This is a genomic window from Gammaproteobacteria bacterium (genome assembly GCA_028819075.1).
GTDB lineage: Bacteria > Gemmatimonadota > Gemmatimonadetes > Longimicrobiales > Gaopeijiaceae > BD2-11.
In genome coordinates this window covers 189,160-204,899 of the sequence record JAPPMM010000043.1, presented here as the reverse complement: position 1 = coordinate 204,899, position 15,740 = coordinate 189,160, and the positions used below count along the sequence as shown (strand labels likewise).

The window sequence follows — 15,740 nt, the reverse complement described above, 5'->3', positions numbered from 1 at the left end:
TATGACGTGGCGCTCCGGCGCCGGACCCATCCTTCTGCTGGGTGCGCTCGCCCTCCTGGTGATGGCGGAGCCCGCGTTCGCCCAGGTGCCCGCCGGGCGCGACTACGGCGACTTCCCGGTCATCGGCGGGCGGGCGGCCGTGTGGATCGCGGCCCAGGTGCACCTGCTCTTCGCCGCGTTCGTGCTGGGCGTGCCCATGTTCGCGGTGGTCACCGAGGCCATCGGCATGTTCGGCGGCGACGAGCGCTACGACAAGCTGTCCAAGGAGTTCACCCGGCTTCTGCTGGTCGCGTACTCGGCCACCGCCATCTGGGGCGGCATCCTGCTCTTCCTGCTGGTCACCATCTACCCGACCCTGTTCAGCTATCTCGCGCAGATCTTCAACCTGTCGATGTGGATCTACGTGGGGCTCTTCTTCTTCGAGTCCTTCACGCTGTACCTGTACTACTACGGCTGGGACCGCTGGAAGCAGGGGCGCGCGAAGTGGTTCCACTGGGGGCTGGGCATCGCCCTGAACGTGTGGGGCACGATCGTCATGTTCATCGCCAACGGCTGGCTGACCTACATGATGAGCCCGCCGGCCGACGTCACCGTCGACACGGCTCCGCAGATGGTCCAGTTGTGGGCGGCGCTCACCAACGCGACCTGGATGCCGATCAACATCCACCGGCTGATCGCCAACGTCGTGTTCGGCGGGGCGGTGGTCGGCGCCTACGCGGCGTACCGCTTCCTGGCCGCAAAGAGCGACGAGGAGCGGGCGCACTACGACTGGATGGGCTACGTGGGCAACATGATCGCAATCGGCGCGCTCATCGTTCTGCCCTTCGCGGGCTACTGGCTGGGCCGCGAGATCTACGAGTTCAACCAGCAGATGGGCATCACCATGATGGGCGGCTTCATGAGCTGGCTGTGGATCATCCAGGCCTTCCTGATCGGGATTCTGTTCCTCGCCGGCAACTATTACCTGTGGGTGGGGATGGGCCGAATACCCGGGGCGGAGCGCTTCATGCCCTACACGAAGTACATGCTCGCCGTGCTCATCGTGGGCGTGATCGTATGGGCGACGCCCAACACCATGATCGCCAGCCGCGAGGAGTTCGCGGCGATGGGCGGCACGCACCACCCCTTCCTGAGCGTCCTCGGGCTGATGAGCGGCAAGAACACAGCGGTCAACTTCATGATCCTGACCACCTTCCTGTCGTTCCTGCTCTACCGGCGCGCCAACAAGGAACCGGTGGTGCCGTGGGCGCGCACGGGAACGATCGTGCAAGGCGCCATTTTCGTGGTGGCCTCGGCGATCGTGCTGTTCTACGGGATCTACGGCTACATGGTGCCGACCCTCGTGCGCATCGGCTTCTCGGTCTACCAGGTGCTCACGGTGCTCGCGTGCATCATCGGCGTGATCACCATCGACCTGCTGATGCTGCGGGGCGCCACCTCGAGAGGCGAGATCCAGTGGGGCCGCATGCCGCAGCGCTCGCAGTACGCCCTCTTCATCCTGGCGGTGACCTTCACCTGGCTGATGGGCCTCATGGGCTTCGCGCGCAGCGGCATCCGCCAGCACTGGCACGTCTTCGAGGTCATTCGCGACACCAGCCCCTGGGCGGCCACTCCGGCGCTGGGCTATTCGTCGGTGGTCATCTCGGCCTGCGTGCTCATCTTCTTCGGGCTGGTGGCCTTCATCTTCTGGCTGGGCTCGCTGGCCGAGAAACCCGTGATATCGTCGGCGGGCCGGACCTCGGCCGCGGGCGGGATCCAGAGCGACCTTCAGCCGGCACCCAGCGAGGGATAGGGGAGGCAGATGCTAAAGACCAACCTGAGTATCCTGGCCGTTGTGATAGGCTGCCTGGGCGTGTTCACCTGGGTCGCCAACGCCATCCCGCAGCTCCAGTCGGATGTGCCCGAGGACCTGGTGTTGTCGGACGACGTCACCCCCGAGGAGCTGATCGCGGCGGGCGAGGAGCTGTACAATGGCGGCGGTGGTTGCACGGCCTGCCACGGCTTGGGCGAGCGCGCCCCTAACCTGCTCACCGATCATGCGGGGACCGGGCTCATCGGCGAGCGCTGCGCGAACCGCGTGCCGGGCGAGGACTGCAAGCAGTACCTGCATACGTCCATGGTGGACCCCAACGCCTACCTGGTGGAAGGGTTCGCGCCGATCATGCTGGACGCGAGCCGCACCCTCTCGTCCGTGCAGATCTGGGCGCTGGTGGCCTACCTGCAGTCCCTGGGAGGGGAGGTCACGGTTACGGGGGCGGATTTCGCGGACGACGGTGGCGCGGTATCCGCCGGCGGCCTGGCGGCGGCTGCGCCTGCCGCTCCCGTGCTGGGTCCGACCGGGCCTCTCGACCCGGAAGAGCTTCTGACCCGGTACACCTGCGCCACCTGCCACGCGATCAGCGGGCCCTCGCCGCTGGGGCCGTCCTACGAGGGCATGGGATCTCGCCTGACCGCCGATGAAATCCGGACCTCCATCCTCGATCCCACCGCGTCGGCGGCCGAGGGATTCGAGCAGATGCTCGGGATAATGCCCCCGATGTTCGGGAACATCCCGGCGGCCGAACTCGAGGCGATCGTGCAGTTCATCGCATCGCAGAGATAGGAGACGCGCCTTGAGGGAGAAGAATCGATGAACACCAAGCCCTGGAAGCATCCGCTGGGCCAGGCGGCGATCGTCGTGGTGCTGGCGTACGTTCTCTTCGAATGGGGCATCTGGCTCCTGCCGCCCCTCTTCGGCGTCGCCAGCGCGCCGGTGCCCGCCACCGTGGTCCTGCAGTACATGGGGACCGTGGTTGTGGGCGTGCTGATCTGGGTCAGCGACTCCGAGGAGCGCTGGAAGCAGTTCAAGGCCCCCATCCACCGGGTCATGGTCGATCCGCGCCAGAAGGTCCTGCGCACGGCGCTCATGGTCACCATTCCCCTTCTGGTCGCCTTCATGACCTTCGACCGGGTGCGGCCCACGGTCTCGGCGCCGGCGGCGCTGCGTTCGGTGCACCCGGCGCCCCCCGGACAGATCGATTTCCGCGGCGAGACCATGGTCCTGAACGGGCTCGAGAACCCGCTCCGGCACGAGGGCGACCTGGAGGAGCACTACGAGGAGGGCAAGAGGATCTACGTCCAGAACTGCATGCCCTGCCACGGCGACGCGCTCGACGGGCAGGGGCACTTCGCGAGCGCCTTCAACCCCGCGCCCCTCAGCTTCCAGGACCCGGGCACCATCGTACAGCTCACCGAGAGCTTCGTCTTCTGGCGCATCGCCAAGGGCGGGCCCGGACTGCCGCGCGAGGCCACGCCCTGGGACTCGGCGATGCCCGCCTGGGAGGACCTGCTTACCGCCGAAGAGATCTGGCAGGTGACCATCTACCTCTACGAACAGACCGGCTGGGAGCCGCGCACCTGGGAGGAAGAGGGCGCCGAAGGGGAGGAGCACTGATGCGGGCGCGAGCGAGCAGTCGACGGGCTGCGATGGTACCCGGTTTCGTATTCGCCGCGGTGATGACGTGCGCCGTTTCGGCCCCTCTCGCCGCCCAGGAAGAGAACGCGCTCGGGCGCGACGTCTACGACCGCTGGTGCGCCTCCTGCCACGGCTACGAAGGCCTCGGCGACGGCTACGCGGCGACCTACATGCTGCCGCGCCCGCGCGACTTCACCCAGGCGCTCTACCAGATCCGCACCACCGCGAGCGGGCAGCTTCCCACCGACGACGACATCATGCGCGTCATCAACGAGGGCATGCCGGGCACGACCATGCCCGGATGGGAGGAAGAGCTCAGTCTCGAAGAGCGACTCGCGCTCGTCGACTACCTCAAGAGCTTCTCCCGGTTCTTCGCCACCGGCGAGGCCCCCGAGCCCCTGACCTTCAGCAGCCCGACCCGGGCCACCGAGGAAGCGCTCGCCGACGGGCGGGAGGTCTACGAGCTCATCGAATGCAACCGCTGCCACGGCATCGACGGGAGGGGCGACGGCACCTCCTCGCCGACGCTCGTCGACGACGCGGGGATGCCCACCTACTCGGCGGACCTGACCGAGAACTGGTACTTCAACGGCGGCGGCAGGGTGGAGGACATCTACCAGCGGCTGCGCACCGGTCTGGACGGGACGCCGATGCCGTCGTTCACCGACCTGATCGACGCCGGGGTCATCACCGACGAACAGCTGTGGAACCTCGCGCACTACGTGCGCAGCTTCGCTCCCGAAGACCCGCCGGGCATCACCGAGGTGATCCGGGCCGGCCTGGTGGAGGACGCGCCCCTTCCGGACGGCGTCGACGACCCGCTGTGGGAGTCGGCGGAGGCGTTCTACATCCCGATGGGTGGGCAGATCATCGAGAGCCCGCGCTGGTTCGTGCCGCAGGTGGCGGGGCTGTGGGTGCGCGCCCTGCACGATGGCGGCGAACTCGCGGTGCACGTCTCCTGGAGCGACCACTCCGAGAGTCCCGACACCGCGTGGGCCGCCTTCCAGGCCCAGGTCCTGTCGGCGGTGGGACCCGACGAGGGCGACATGGAACCAGGTCCCAGACCCGACGGCCTGTACCTTCAGTTCCCCATGGAAATCCCGGAGGGGATGGACAAGCCCTATTTCCTCATGGGAGATCCGCTGGACCCCGTGTACCTGTGGCATTGGGAAAGCACGGCCGGCGCAGCGCAGGAGGCCGACGCCCGCGGGCTGGGCACCATGGCCGCCCAGGGCGACGCCAGCCAGTCGCTCGTGTCGGAGGCGGCGTTTTCGGCGGGCCGCTGGGCTGTTATGTTCCGCCGCGCTCTTGAGAACGAGGATCCGGGCGATCTGCAGTTCCGCGTCGGTGAGCCGGTACCCGTCGGCTTCGCCGCCTGGGACGGCGACAACGGAGAATCGAGATCCCGGGGCTCGATCAGCTCATGGCACTACATTTTCCTGCAGGAACCGACGCCGGCCACCGTGGTGGTTGCGCCGCTGATTGCGACGCTGCTCACCGCCGGACTGGGCGTGCTGGTTGTGGCCCGGGCCCAGAGGCGCGAGCGGGAAGGCGCCGAGGGCCCGGATGAAGGCGACGCGTAGACATCGAAGTTCAAATAGCACCACGGAGGAAGGAATGAGAGACCTGTTCGGATGCGGCCGGGCCATGGTGATGGCGACGGCTGCGGTGTTCGCGATCGCGTGTGGCGGTGGCGGTGGCGGCGAGGCGGGCGGCGGCATGGAGGAAGCGGCCGCTGGCGAAGAGATGGCCTCCCCCGTCGACATGGCCACCGCGGGCGGCATCAACGCGATGGTGATGTTCGAGGGCATGGCGCCCGAAATGGATGCGATCGACATGGCGTCCGAGCCGAATTGCGCGGCCCGGTACACCGACACACCGACGGCCGAGGAGGTCGTGGTGGGTGACGGCGGCGGTCTGGCCAACGTCTTCGTCCATGTCAGGGAAGGCCTCGACGCCGGCATGAGCTTCCCCACCCCGGGCGGCGCGGTGGTCATGGACCAGGTCGGCTGCCGCTACGTGCCCCGCGTCGTGGGCGTGCAGGCGGGCCAGGACCTGACCTTCCGCAACTCGGACGGGCTGCCCCACAACATCAACGCCTCGCCCAGCGAGAACCGCGGCTTCAACATCAGTCAGCCGGTGAACATGGACACCAACCGCAGCTTCCCGCTGGCGGAGGTGATGGTTCCGGTGCGCTGCGACGTGCACGGCTGGATGAGCGCGTATGTGGGCGTGCTGGACCACCCCTTCCACGGGGTCACGGCCATGGACGGGAGCGCCGATCTGGGCATGCTCCCGCCCGGCGATTACGTGGTGGAGGCCTGGCACGAGCGCTACGGCACGCAGACCGCCAGCGTCACCGTCACCACCGGCGAGACCGCGATGGTGAGCTTCTCCTTCTCGGAAGCCATGGCGGCCAACGCCGTGGTGCCGCTGGGCGAGCCGATCGATCCGCACGGCCACGGAGCCCACGCTCTCGCTCCCGAGACACATTAGACACGAGCCGCCGAGGACGGGCCGGCGCCTCCCCGCAGGGGCGCCGGTCCGGCACGCGGCCGGGCACCCGGCCCGGCCGGCATCACCCCCGGCAGCGAGCAGGAGAACACCAACATGAGCTGGATGCTCCCCGAAAGTTTTTCCACCTTTGGGCCTGACGTCGACTTCCTGTACTACGCGATCCTCGTGGTGACGGGCATCGTCTTCGTGATCACCGAGGCGCTCCTGGTCTATTTCGTCATCCGCTACCGGCGGCGCGACGGGCAGAAGGCCACCTACATCCACGGGTCGACGAAGGCGGAGATCATCTGGACCACCGTCCCCTTCATCGCCGTGCTGGGCCTGGCCTTCATCAGCATTCCTTCGTGGAACATGATGAAGAACCCGGACAGCGTGCCCGCCGACGCCCTCGACTACATCATCAACGCGAAGCAGTTCGAGTGGGAGATCACCTACGCGGGCACGGACGGGGTCACCGGCACCGCCGACGACATCTCGACGATCAACATCATGCATGTCCCGGTGAACCAGGCGGTCAACATCACCCTCCGGTCCGAGGACGTGCTGCATTCGTTCTTCCTGCCCGAGATGCGGGTGAAGCAGGACGCCGTGCCCGGGATGGACATCACCGTCTGGTTCGAGGCGACCGCCGCGGGCGCGTACCCCATCGGTTGCGCCGAACTCTGCGGTAATCTGCATACGACCATGGGCGGGACCCTCAACGTATACGAGGCGGCCGAGTTCGAAGCCTGGGTCGCCTCCCAGAGCGCGGACGCCGACGACGCCGACGACGCCGACGATCAGGAGGACCAGTAGATGGACGCGCACGCGCACGCCCACGAGATGCCGTGGATTCGGCGTTACATCTTCTCGACCGACCACAAGATCATCGCCATCCAGTTCCTCCTGATGAGCCTGTTCTTCCTGGTCGTGGGAGGATTGCTGGCAGCGATGATCCGGTGGCAGCTGGGTTTCCCGAGCGAGCCCATGCCCGGTGGCATGCTCCTGCCCGACGAGATGATGGCCCCCACGCCCGCCGGCGCCATCATGCTGCCCGAGTTCTACAACTCGCTGGTCACCATGCACGGCACCATCATGATCTTCTTCGCGATCATGCCGCTGCTGGTGGGGGTCTTCGGCAACCTGCTGATCCCGCTCCAGATCGGCGCCGACGACATGGCCTTCCCGCGCCTCAACATGGCGTCGTTCTGGATGGCCTTCCCGGCCGGGCTGCTGATGCTGGTGAGCTTCGCGGTGGAAGGGGGGGCGGCCGGCGCCGGATGGACGTCGTATGCCCCGCTCAGCGCGAGCGGTGAGTACACCGGCGTTTACCTGGGGCAGCAGCTATGGCTGATCAGCCTCACCATCCTGGGCTTCGCGTCGCTCGCGGGCGCCGTCAACTACATCACGACCATCATCAACATGCGCGCGCCCGGGATGACGTGGTTCCGGATGCCGCTGGCCACCTGGGCGCTCTTCATCACCGCGATCCTGATCCTGCTGGCGATTCCGATCCTGGCGGGCGCGCTGATCATGCTGCTCTTCGACCAGACCATCGGAACCGGGTTCTTCCTGCCGGCCAGCGACGGCGAGCCGCTGCTCTGGCAGCACCTGTTCTGGTTCTTCGGGCACCCGGAGGTCTACATCCTCATCCTGCCCGCGATGGGCATTACCTCCGACGTGCTGGCCAACGGCGCGCGCAAGCCCGTCTTCGGCTACCACGCCATGGTGCTGGCGATCGTCTCCATCGCCTTCCTGTCATGGATCGTGTGGGGTCACCACATGTTCCAGAGCGGGATGAACCCGATGCTCGGCACCACCTTCATGATCACGACCATGGTCATCGCGGTGCCGTCGGCCATCAAGGTGTTCAACTGGCTGGGGACCATCTACAAGGGGAACATCCACCTGCACACCCCCATGCTGCACGCCCTGGGCTTCGTGTCGATGTTCATCATCGGCGGGCTCTCCGGCGTGTTCATGGCTTCGACCCCGGTCGACGTCTACATCCACGACACCTACTTCATCGTGGCGCACATCCACTACGTGCTCTTCGGCGGCAGCCTGTTCGCGATCTTCGCCGGCATCACCTTCTGGTATCCGAAGATGTTCGGCCGGCTCATGAGCGAGAAGTGGGGCAAGATCCACTTCTGGCTGACGCTGATCCTCTACAACCTGGTGTTCTGGCCCATGCACTCGATCGGGATCCAGGGGCACATGCGGCGCATCTACGACCCCACCCAGTACGAGTTCCTGCAGCCCCTGCAGCCCATCAACCAGTTCATCACGGTGTGCGTCTTCGCGCTGGTGGCGGTTCAGGCGATCTACGCCCTCAACTTCATCATCAGCATCTGGAAGGGGAAAAAGGCCGGCAACAACCCCTGGCACGCCAACTCGCTGGAGTGGACGGTGCCCTCGCCGCCGCCGCACGGGAACTTCGAGCTGGTGCCCATCGTCTACCGGGGGCCCTACGAGTACTCGGCGCCCGATGTGGACGAGGACTACTGGCTGCAGGACGCGCCTCCGCCCCGCGAGACCGCCGCGCCCGCGCTCGAACCCCAGCCGGTAGCGGACTAGACCCGATGTCCGTCTTCGTTTCGCCGGCGTAACCGCATTCCCTCCAGTGATCTGGAACTTCAGGAGATAGCTGACGCATGAGCCAACCAGCCGCATCGACAGCCGACCGGCATCCCATGCCCGGGATGATGGTCTACAACGTAAAGCTGGGAATGTGGATCTTCCTGCTGTCGGAAGTGATGTTCTTCACGGCCCTGATCGGGTCCTACATCATCCTGCGATTCGCCCACCCGGATCATTTCGCCGAGCCCGGGGCGGTGCTGAACGTGCCGCTGACGGCCTTCAACACGTTCGTTCTGATTTGCTCGAGCGTGTCGATGGTCAAGGCCTACGCCGCGATCACGCAGGGCGACCAGAAGGGGCTCAGGTTCTGGCTCCTGGTGACGATCCTGCTCGGCACCTTCTTCGTCGGCGTCCAGGTGTACGAGTACATCATCCTGGCCCGGGAGGGATTCGTTCCCATGGTGGAGCTGTACGGAGTGGCCCACGAGATCGAGGGAGCCGCCCTGTACGGAGCCACGTTCTACACGATGACCGGATTCCACGGCACGCACGTCACCATCGGGATCCTGTGCATGTGGTTCGTGCTGTACCGGGCGTGGCAGGGCAAATACTCTGCGGACAACTACGGAGCGGTGGAGATCATGGGTCTCTACTGGCACTTCGTAGACCTGGTGTGGATCATTCTGTTCACGATCGTATACCTCATCTGATCATCGGGCGGCGTCGGCCGCCTGGAACCAAGGAGACATCGGGATGGCAGGCAACGGCGAAGAGCCCAGATACTTCCTGATCTGGTTCATACTGTTCGTTCTGACGATGGCCGAGGTGGGGTACGCGTTCCTCGCCCTTCCGCAGTGGCTGCTGGCCACGGGGCTGATCCTCATGGCGCTCTGGAAGGCCCTGCTGGTGGCGATCTACTACATGCACCTGAAGTGGGAGCCCAAACGGCTGTGGATCCTGGCCGCGAGCCCGCTGCCGCTGGCGGTGATTCTGGTGATCGCCGTGCTGACGGAGTTCTGATCGGCTGACGGAGAAGGCGCGGGCGGCCGAGCGAGTCGCGCCGCCTGTCTCGCGACGTTCCGACAAGCCCTGACCGTGCCCGATGCGGCGCGGTCAGGGCTTTCTCGTGGATGGAGGGCTCTGGCTACTCTTGCGGCAACCGGCAAGGCGGGCCCAACGTCACGGATAGCCATGGGCTATGTCGAGCGTTCGGGGACGCCGGTTCCCTCCGGCCCAACTGAAGGAGGCGGTCCATGTTCGTGAAGCGGTTCTTCTATCCCGGGGCCCTGTCGGGCATGCTCGGCGCCGTTGCGATGGCGCTGTGGTTTCTGGCCATCGACGCGTCACAGGGCCAGCCCTTCCGCACCCCGGCGTTCCTGGAAGCCGCCCTTCTGGGTCGTGACACGGTCGCCGTGACTCCGGGCAGTATCCTGCTGTACTCCGTGATTCACCTGGCGCTCTTCGCGCTGGCCGGAGTGGCGGTAGCGTGGCTGCTGGGCAGGATCAGGGCGGTGCCCGGCGTCCTCGCGGGGCTGATCGTCGGATTCATCCTGTACGAGTTGGTGTTCTTTGCGAGCGTGGCGGTTACCGGGGTGGATATCGTCGAGAGCCTGGGCTGGCTGGAGTATCTGACCGGCAATCTGATCGCGGGGGTTACGCTGGTCGGCTACCTGCACATGATGGGGGCGGCGCCGGAGGTCAGCTGGTGGTCGATCATGCGCCGCCAGCACATCCTGACCGAGGGCATCGTCGCGGGCCTGATCGGCGCGGCCGTGGTGGCGGTCTGGTTCCTGATCTTCGACACGGTTTCGGGCCAGCCCTTCTTCACGCCCAGCGCGCTGGGGTCGGCCCTGTTCCTCGGGGTCACCGACCTCGACGCCGTCTCGATCCACATGGGGGCGGTGGTGGGTTATTCCGCCGTGCACCTCGGCGCGTTCGCGGTGATGGGGGTGGTCGCGTCGGCCGTCCTTACGCAGGCGGAGGAAGTGCCGCCGCTCCTGCTCGGGGCCGTGCTCCTGTTCGTCGCCTTCGAGGCCGCCTTCATGGGCTTCATCGCGCTCGGGGCAGAGTTCCTCCTCGGGCCCCTGGCCTGGACGTCGATCGCGTTCGCGAACGTGCTGGCGGCGGGCGGGATGGGGTACTACCTGTGGCGCAAGCACCCGAAGCTGCGCGCCGCCTTCGCCGCGAACCCGATGGACAGGACGGCCTGAGGGGGGCTTACCGCCCGCGCACCTCGTGCCGCCGCAGTACCCGCCCGGGGAGGGCCCCGGTCAGCTCGCCTCCGTCGACCACCGCCTCGCCGTTCACGAAGACGTACTCGATGCCCTCGTTTCCGCCACCCGGATCGAGGATCGTGGCGTGGTCCTGCACCCCCGGATAGTCGAAGGCGACCAGGTCGGCCTTCTGTCCCGGACGGATGTACCCGCGGTCGGGGAGTCCGATGATCTGCGCGGGCAGGCCGGTCGAGGAGCGCACGAAGAACGGCAGCGTGATGGTGCCCTTGTCGCGGACGTAGGTGGCGATCTTGTGCGGATACGTCCCGTAGTAGCGGGGATGTTGCCCGGGTGCCGGGTTGGGGACGATGCCCCCGTCCGTGCCGGTCGCCGTGAAGTCCTGGCGCATGTACCGCTCGACGTCCTCCGGGCTTCCCGCCAGGGGACGGAAGCGGACGCCTGAGCGAAGCGTTGGCTCGCTGTCGAGCGCGAACCGGATGAGCTGCTCCACCGGCGTCCGCCCGTTGGCCTTGGCCACCTCCGCGAGGGTGCGCCCGACGAGTGACTCGTCCTGGGGCGAGATGACGATAACGTGCCGGTCGGCCCCGCCCTGGAGGTCGAGCATGTACTCGATGTCCGCGACCATCTCGCGGTGCAGTTGGGGGTCATCCAGATAGCGGCGAAGGTTGTCCTTGTAGTTCGCGAAGAGCTCGCTGTGGATGACCCGCCACTTCGGGTCGTCCAGCCCGCCGGCGCGGCTCTCGCCCAGCGGCGCATAGTACCACGCCGGAATCACCTCCGCTGAACCACCGCCGAAGGTCTCGTAGGGGTACTGGTCGAGGTAGACCTGGACGCCCTCGGCGCGGGCACGATTGATCGCGGCCACGTCGGTCGCCGACTGGCCCCAGGTGGTCGGACCTTTCGCCTTGATGTGGGTGCCCACCACGCGGATGCCGGTTTCGCGCCCGATGCGAATGGTCTCGCCCATGCCGTCGGTGGCCGTGAGCCTCCAGCCCCGCGGCCAGGTCGGAGGCGGCGTGTACTCGCCCACGATGCTCGGAGTGAGCCACAGCGGAAGCGGGGACTGGCTGCGCTGGTGGGAGTAGTAGAAGCCGTCGTAGTCGGCGACGACGTGCGCCAGGGCGATGATCTCCTCGGTCGTGGAGAAGCGCCCGGGCCGGTACTCGGGTCCGGCGCCCAGCCCCCAGGCTCCGGCCTCCATCCCCTGGCGGACCTCGGCGACCATCACCGCGATCTCCTCCGGAGTCGCGTGGCGCTCGTAGTCGTCGCCCATCGCGACGGTGCGAACCGTGGCGTGGCCGACCATCGGAACCACGTTCAGCGCCGTGCCTCCGTTCTCGTACCCCGCGATCTCGGCTTCCAGGGGCCAAACGGGATTTCGTCCGTCCGGCCCGAACACGACGGTCGTGATCCCCTGGGCAACGAGGTTCGATGCCCTGCGGATCTCGATGCCGCCGGTGAACAGGCTGCGGTCCGCATGCGAGTGCATGTCGATGAAGCCGGGCGTGACGTGGAGCCCGGTGGCGTCGATCTCGCGGGCCGCGCTCGCACCGGCCAGATCCCCCACCGCGACGATCTCGCCTCCGGAGACGCCCACATCCGCGACGAACGCGGGATTGCCGGTGCCGTCCAGCACATGTCCTCCTCGAATCAGGAGGTCGAAGGACTGAGCCCGGGCGGTGAGGGGATGGACGGCGATGGCGAACAGGATGGCGAGCGGAATAGTGAAGCCGCGCATGGGTTGTTCCTCCCCTGAATTCCATGAGTTGCCGGACAGCAGCGGCCTGACCGGCTTCCCTGAAGAGTACGACGGCCGCCGGACCTCCGCGAGACGGCTGCGTTGGGCGTGAGGCTCCGGTCAGGAGAGCTGGATGACGGCGTTACCGTCCCTTGCCCGCGAGAAAGTCAGCCAGCCGCGACAGGTAATAGGCGAGAAGGATGCCCAGCGTCAGGAAGACGATCCCGAGCAGGAGATCGCCGAGGGAGGACGAGCGGGAGTACTGGACGAACTCGTAGCCCGAGAAGGCCAGGCAGAAGATGATGCCCGAATAGATGAGAAAGCGGTGGAAACCGATCAGGGACATGGGGTGGTCAGAGGTTGTCGACGGCGATGGCCTCGTCGATGAGCATGATGGGGATGCCGTCCCGTATCGGGTACAGGACGGTCCCGTCCTCGCGGACCAGCCCCGCCGTGACAGGATCGGTCAGGAGGTCGCCGCGCCGGTTGCGGACCGCGCCCCCTGCGACGGCTCGGTTGAGCGCCCTCAGCAGATCGTCGCCGGCCATGCGCAGTGGGGTGCGCGTTTCGGGGCAGACGAGAATGTCGAGGAGTTCCGGGTCGAGCATGCGCTTCCTGAGTTCCGTCGCGTTTTCGGGAGATCGGGACCCTTCCCCGGAGACGCCCGTAAGTTATCATGGCAGGCGAATCGATGGAAACGCCCGCCCACCGTCGCTCGCCCGGGAGGGCGAGACGCCCGCGCGCTCCGGATACGACGATCCTCCCATCTTCAGCAGGCAATCGATGCTTTTTTCCGTTCATGCTCCAGTTCGCGAAGGGCGCAGGAGCCGGCCGGCGCGTCCCGGCCACCTGCTTCTCCTCTCCCTCTTCCTGGCGCTGCCGCTCCTGGGCTGTCGCTCGAACGGGTCCGAGGGCGATGCGCAGTCCGGGCCCGAGGCGTCCGAGGCGGTCATGCCGGCAGGGCCCGGCCGCGACCTTGCCTGGGTGATCTTCGGCGCGGACACGGTGGTGGCCGAGGTCGCACGCACGCCGGATGAGCGCAGCCAGGGGCTAAAGGACCGCGACTTTCTCGCCCCCGGCGCCGGAATGATCTTCGTGTTCAGCACCGAAGAGGTTCGATCCTTCTGGATGCAGGACACCTTCATCCCGCTCGACATCGCCTATCTGGATGCGAATGCCCGCATCATCGACATCCAGCAGATGGAGCCCGAGACCACCCGTCTGCACACGTCCTCCGGGCCGGCCATGTTTGCGCTGGAGGTGCCCCAGGGCTGGTTTGCGGAGATGGAGATCGCAGTCGGGGCCCAGGCGGAGATTGTGTTCGGGACCTAGCGGGGCCCCCGTTCGCCTTCGTCATTTCCGCGCGATGATGGCCTCGTACACGAGCGGTCTCAGAAGGCGATCCAGGGGGGCTGCGCCGTAGGGCTGAAGCTGCGTCCACGCCATCGCGACGATCTCCTCGCGGGGGTCCACCCAGAAGTACGTGTTGGCGATGCCCGACCACCAGTAGCTTCCCGCGTTTGCTCCGACCGAGACGGCGAAGCCCAGGCCGAACCCCTGGTCGTCCAGTCCGGGCAGGATGGGAATCATCTCGTCAGGCAGGTGGTTGTCGGTCACGAGGCGGACCGTCTCGGGCTGCAGGAGCCTCACGCCGTCGAGTTCACCCCCGCCCAACAGCATTCGGCAGAAGCGGAGGTAATCGCCGGCCGTCGAAACCAGGCCGCCGCCGCCGGAGAGCCAGGTCGGGGGACGGGTGAAGGGGCCTTCGCCGGGAGTCCCCGCCGGGCTGAGGCCGTCGCCGCTGCGGAGGTACATCGCGGCGAAGCGATCGACCTTGCCGGCCGGCACGCGAAACCCTGTGTCGTTCATGCCCAGCGGCTCGAAGATGCGCTCGCGGAAGAAGTCGCTCAGCGACAGGCCCGATGCCACCTCCACGACGCGGCCGAGCACGTCCGTGGACACGCTGTAGTTCCAGCGCGCGCCGGGATCGTCGATCAGGGGCAGCGACGCGATGGTGGCGGTCCTCGCTGCCAGGTCGCCGCCCGCGCCTTCGGGGAGCGCGTTCAGCTCGCGGTTGTACATCGAGTCGACGGGGCTGTCGCCGAAGAATCCGTAGGTGAGCCCCGACGTGTGCAGGAGCAGGTCGCGGATGAGGATGGGCCGGCTGGGCGGCCGGGCTCCTCCGTTCTCGTAGACCCGGACGCCGGCGAAGCCCGGGAGGACGCTCCCGAGTTCGTCGTCCAGCGCCAGAAGCCCGTCCTCGACGAGGATCATCGCCGCGACGCTGGTGACGGGCTTGGTCATGGAGTAGATGCGGAAGATGTCGTCGGGCTCGAGGGGGTCCTGGTCGCGGATGCGCCAACCCTGTGCGTTCCAGTGCACGATCTCGCCCCTGCGGGACACCAGGGTCATGATTCCCGCCGTTCCGTCGCCGTCGATTAACCGCTGCATGGTTGGTGCGATGCGGGCTAGGACCTCGCTGGACATGCCGACTTCTTCGGGCTCGGCTGTGGTCCACTGTTGGCCGGATCCGGCCGAAGGGGCCAAGACGGTCCCGGCCAGCGCGAGGAGGAGAGCGATGGAGAGGGGACGCGGCGCGGCGCGCGGCGCATCGTTCGGCGTGAGCTTCATGCGGGTTTCCGGTTCGGCGTGGGTAAGGGTCGCGGGCGGGCGGGATGCCATGCGGGACAACATGGACGTGTCGATCCCCTTTCGCGACCGTGCCGCCCGGGCAAGTTTGCGGGCCATGAAGACGCCCGGCCCCATCTACGCCCTGACGCTGCTCGCCCTGCCCGGTTGTACCGACGCGCCCGAGCCACCTCCGTTCGCCGCGGTGGCCGATTCGCGCGAGCTCATGCTGTCGGTCATCGAGCCGGCGGCGGAGGTGTACTGGGATGCCGTGGGCGTGATCATGGACGAGCAGGGCACGCGCCACATCGAGCCCGTCGGCGCCGCGGAGTGGGAGGCTGTGGAAAACGCGGCCTTCGTGCTGGCGGAGTCCGGCAACCTTCTGTTGCTCGAGGATCGCGCCCAGGGCCGGGACGACTGGAAGACGATGTCCCGCGCGATGATCGAGATCGGAAGGCGCGCGGTGGAAGCGGCCCGGGCCCGGGATCCCGACGCCGTCTTCGAGGCGGGCGGCGAGGTGTACCTGGTCTGCACCGGATGCCATGCCGTCTACGCCGCCGAGACCCTGCGCCCGTCCTACAACGCGGACCCGGAAGTCCCGTGATCCGGC

General features: G+C 67.0%; 16 protein-coding genes. 12 read left to right on the top strand and 4 right to left on the bottom strand.

The features are described 5' to 3' along the window. Position 1 precedes the first annotated feature (1 nt). The 10 genes from OXU32_11245 to OXU32_11200 all read left to right on the top strand — a co-directional run bounded on the left by OXU32_11245 (position 2) and on the right by OXU32_11200 (position 10,740). Positions 2-1,792 carry a cytochrome ubiquinol oxidase subunit I gene (locus tag OXU32_11245; protein MDE0074524.1) on the top strand — a complete coding sequence of 597 codons (1,791 nt, stop codon included), beginning with the start codon at positions 2-4 and terminating at the stop codon, positions 1,790-1,792. 9 nt (positions 1,793-1,801) lie between these two features. Continuing rightward, a complete protein-coding gene (locus tag OXU32_11240; GenBank protein ID MDE0074523.1) occupies positions 1,802-2,602 on the top strand; it encodes a cytochrome c in 801 nt (266 codons plus the stop codon). A 27-nt stretch (positions 2,603-2,629) separates the two neighbouring features. Next, positions 2,630-3,433 (top strand): cytochrome c, encoded by an 804-nt coding sequence (locus OXU32_11235; GenBank protein MDE0074522.1) that lies wholly within the window; start codon positions 2,630-2,632, stop codon positions 3,431-3,433. Between the two features lie 32 nt (positions 3,434-3,465). Then, entirely contained in the window at positions 3,466-5,037 is a 1,572-nt protein-coding gene (locus OXU32_11230; protein MDE0074521.1) for a c-type cytochrome, read from the top strand. 34 nt (positions 5,038-5,071) lie between these two features. Further along, entirely contained in the window at positions 5,072-5,950 is an 879-nt protein-coding gene (locus OXU32_11225; protein MDE0074520.1) for a hypothetical protein, read from the top strand. Between the two features lie 114 nt (positions 5,951-6,064). Then, complete coding sequence (coxB, locus tag OXU32_11220; protein MDE0074519.1) at positions 6,065-6,766, top strand: cytochrome c oxidase subunit II; 702 nt, start codon at positions 6,065-6,067, stop codon at positions 6,764-6,766. Continuing rightward, positions 6,767-8,527 (top strand): cbb3-type cytochrome c oxidase subunit I, encoded by a 1,761-nt coding sequence (locus tag OXU32_11215; protein ID MDE0074518.1) that lies wholly within the window; start codon positions 6,767-6,769, stop codon positions 8,525-8,527. 77 nt (positions 8,528-8,604) lie between these two features. After that, positions 8,605-9,240, top strand: coding sequence for a heme-copper oxidase subunit III (locus OXU32_11210; GenBank protein MDE0074517.1), 636 nt, complete (start codon positions 8,605-8,607; stop codon positions 9,238-9,240). A gap of 43 nt (positions 9,241-9,283) precedes the next feature. Further along, positions 9,284-9,550, top strand: coding sequence for a cytochrome C oxidase subunit IV family protein (locus OXU32_11205; GenBank protein ID MDE0074516.1), 267 nt, complete (start codon positions 9,284-9,286; stop codon positions 9,548-9,550). 233 nt (positions 9,551-9,783) lie between these two features. Beyond that, the gene (locus OXU32_11200; protein ID MDE0074515.1) at positions 9,784-10,740 is read left to right on the top strand and encodes a hypothetical protein; all 957 of its coding nucleotides are present in this window, start codon (positions 9,784-9,786) and stop codon (positions 10,738-10,740) included. 7 nt (positions 10,741-10,747) lie between these two features. Here OXU32_11200 and OXU32_11195 read toward each other — a convergent pair whose 3' ends face one another. The 3 genes from OXU32_11195 to OXU32_11185 all read right to left on the bottom strand — a co-directional run bounded on the left by OXU32_11195 (position 10,748) and on the right by OXU32_11185 (position 13,110). After that, the gene (locus OXU32_11195; protein ID MDE0074514.1) at positions 10,748-12,502 is read right to left on the bottom strand and encodes an amidohydrolase family protein; all 1,755 of its coding nucleotides are present in this window, start codon (positions 12,500-12,502) and stop codon (positions 10,748-10,750) included. Positions 12,503-12,644: 142 nt separating this feature from the next. Then, positions 12,645-12,848, bottom strand: a complete 204-nt coding sequence (locus OXU32_11190; GenBank protein MDE0074513.1) for a hypothetical protein — start codon at positions 12,846-12,848, stop codon at positions 12,645-12,647. Positions 12,849-12,855: 7 nt separating this feature from the next. Next, entirely contained in the window at positions 12,856-13,110 is a 255-nt protein-coding gene (locus OXU32_11185; protein ID MDE0074512.1) for a hypothetical protein, read from the bottom strand. Here OXU32_11185 and OXU32_11180 point away from each other — a divergent pair. Beyond that, the gene (locus tag OXU32_11180) at positions 13,109-13,834 is read left to right on the top strand and encodes a DUF192 domain-containing protein (GenBank protein MDE0074511.1); all 726 of its coding nucleotides are present in this window, start codon (positions 13,109-13,111) and stop codon (positions 13,832-13,834) included. The two genes, OXU32_11185 and OXU32_11180, sit on opposite strands and share 2 nt — an antisense overlap. Before the next feature lie 21 nt (positions 13,835-13,855). Here the strand turns inward: OXU32_11180 and OXU32_11175 are convergent, their stop codons facing one another. After that, on the bottom strand, positions 13,856-15,133 hold the full coding sequence (locus tag OXU32_11175) for a serine hydrolase (protein ID MDE0074510.1): 1,278 nt from the start codon (positions 15,131-15,133) through the stop codon (positions 13,856-13,858). On the opposite strand from OXU32_11175, the gene OXU32_11170 reads away from it, so the two are divergent. Further along, positions 15,081-15,734, top strand: coding sequence for a hypothetical protein (locus OXU32_11170; protein MDE0074509.1), 654 nt, complete (start codon positions 15,081-15,083; stop codon positions 15,732-15,734). The two genes, OXU32_11175 and OXU32_11170, sit on opposite strands and share 53 nt — an antisense overlap. Positions 15,735-15,740: the final 6 nt, after the last annotated feature.

Excerpts from the sequence above, each read along its gene's own strand:
- OXU32_11245 (MDE0074524.1), top strand. The coding sequence starts at position 2 with ATGACGTGGCGCTCCGGCGCCGGACCCATCCTTCTGCTGGGTGCGCTC.
- OXU32_11230 (MDE0074521.1), top strand. The coding sequence starts at position 3,466 with ATGGTACCCGGTTTCGTATTCGCCGCGGTGATGACGTGCGCCGTTTCG.
- OXU32_11190 (MDE0074513.1), bottom strand. The coding sequence starts at position 12,848 with ATGTCCCTGATCGGTTTCCACCGCTTTCTCATCTATTCGGGCATCATC.
- OXU32_11225 (MDE0074520.1), top strand. The coding sequence starts at position 5,072 with ATGAGAGACCTGTTCGGATGCGGCCGGGCCATGGTGATGGCGACGGCT.
- OXU32_11200 (MDE0074515.1), top strand. The coding sequence starts at position 9,784 with ATGTTCGTGAAGCGGTTCTTCTATCCCGGGGCCCTGTCGGGCATGCTC.
- OXU32_11180 (MDE0074511.1), top strand. The coding sequence starts at position 13,109 with ATGCGCTTCCTGAGTTCCGTCGCGTTTTCGGGAGATCGGGACCCTTCC.
- OXU32_11205 (MDE0074516.1), top strand. The coding sequence starts at position 9,284 with ATGGCAGGCAACGGCGAAGAGCCCAGATACTTCCTGATCTGGTTCATA.
- OXU32_11215 (MDE0074518.1), top strand. The coding sequence starts at position 6,767 with ATGGACGCGCACGCGCACGCCCACGAGATGCCGTGGATTCGGCGTTAC.
- coxB (MDE0074519.1), top strand. The coding sequence starts at position 6,065 with ATGAGCTGGATGCTCCCCGAAAGTTTTTCCACCTTTGGGCCTGACGTC.
- OXU32_11185 (MDE0074512.1), bottom strand. The coding sequence starts at position 13,110 with ATGCTCGACCCGGAACTCCTCGACATTCTCGTCTGCCCCGAAACGCGC.
- OXU32_11210 (MDE0074517.1), top strand. The coding sequence starts at position 8,605 with ATGAGCCAACCAGCCGCATCGACAGCCGACCGGCATCCCATGCCCGGG.
- OXU32_11175 (MDE0074510.1), bottom strand. The coding sequence starts at position 15,133 with ATGAAGCTCACGCCGAACGATGCGCCGCGCGCCGCGCCGCGTCCCCTC.
- OXU32_11235 (MDE0074522.1), top strand. The coding sequence starts at position 2,630 with ATGAACACCAAGCCCTGGAAGCATCCGCTGGGCCAGGCGGCGATCGTC.
- OXU32_11170 (MDE0074509.1), top strand. The coding sequence starts at position 15,081 with ATGGAGAGGGGACGCGGCGCGGCGCGCGGCGCATCGTTCGGCGTGAGC.
- OXU32_11240 (MDE0074523.1), top strand. The coding sequence starts at position 1,802 with ATGCTAAAGACCAACCTGAGTATCCTGGCCGTTGTGATAGGCTGCCTG.
- OXU32_11195 (MDE0074514.1), bottom strand. The coding sequence starts at position 12,502 with ATGCGCGGCTTCACTATTCCGCTCGCCATCCTGTTCGCCATCGCCGTC.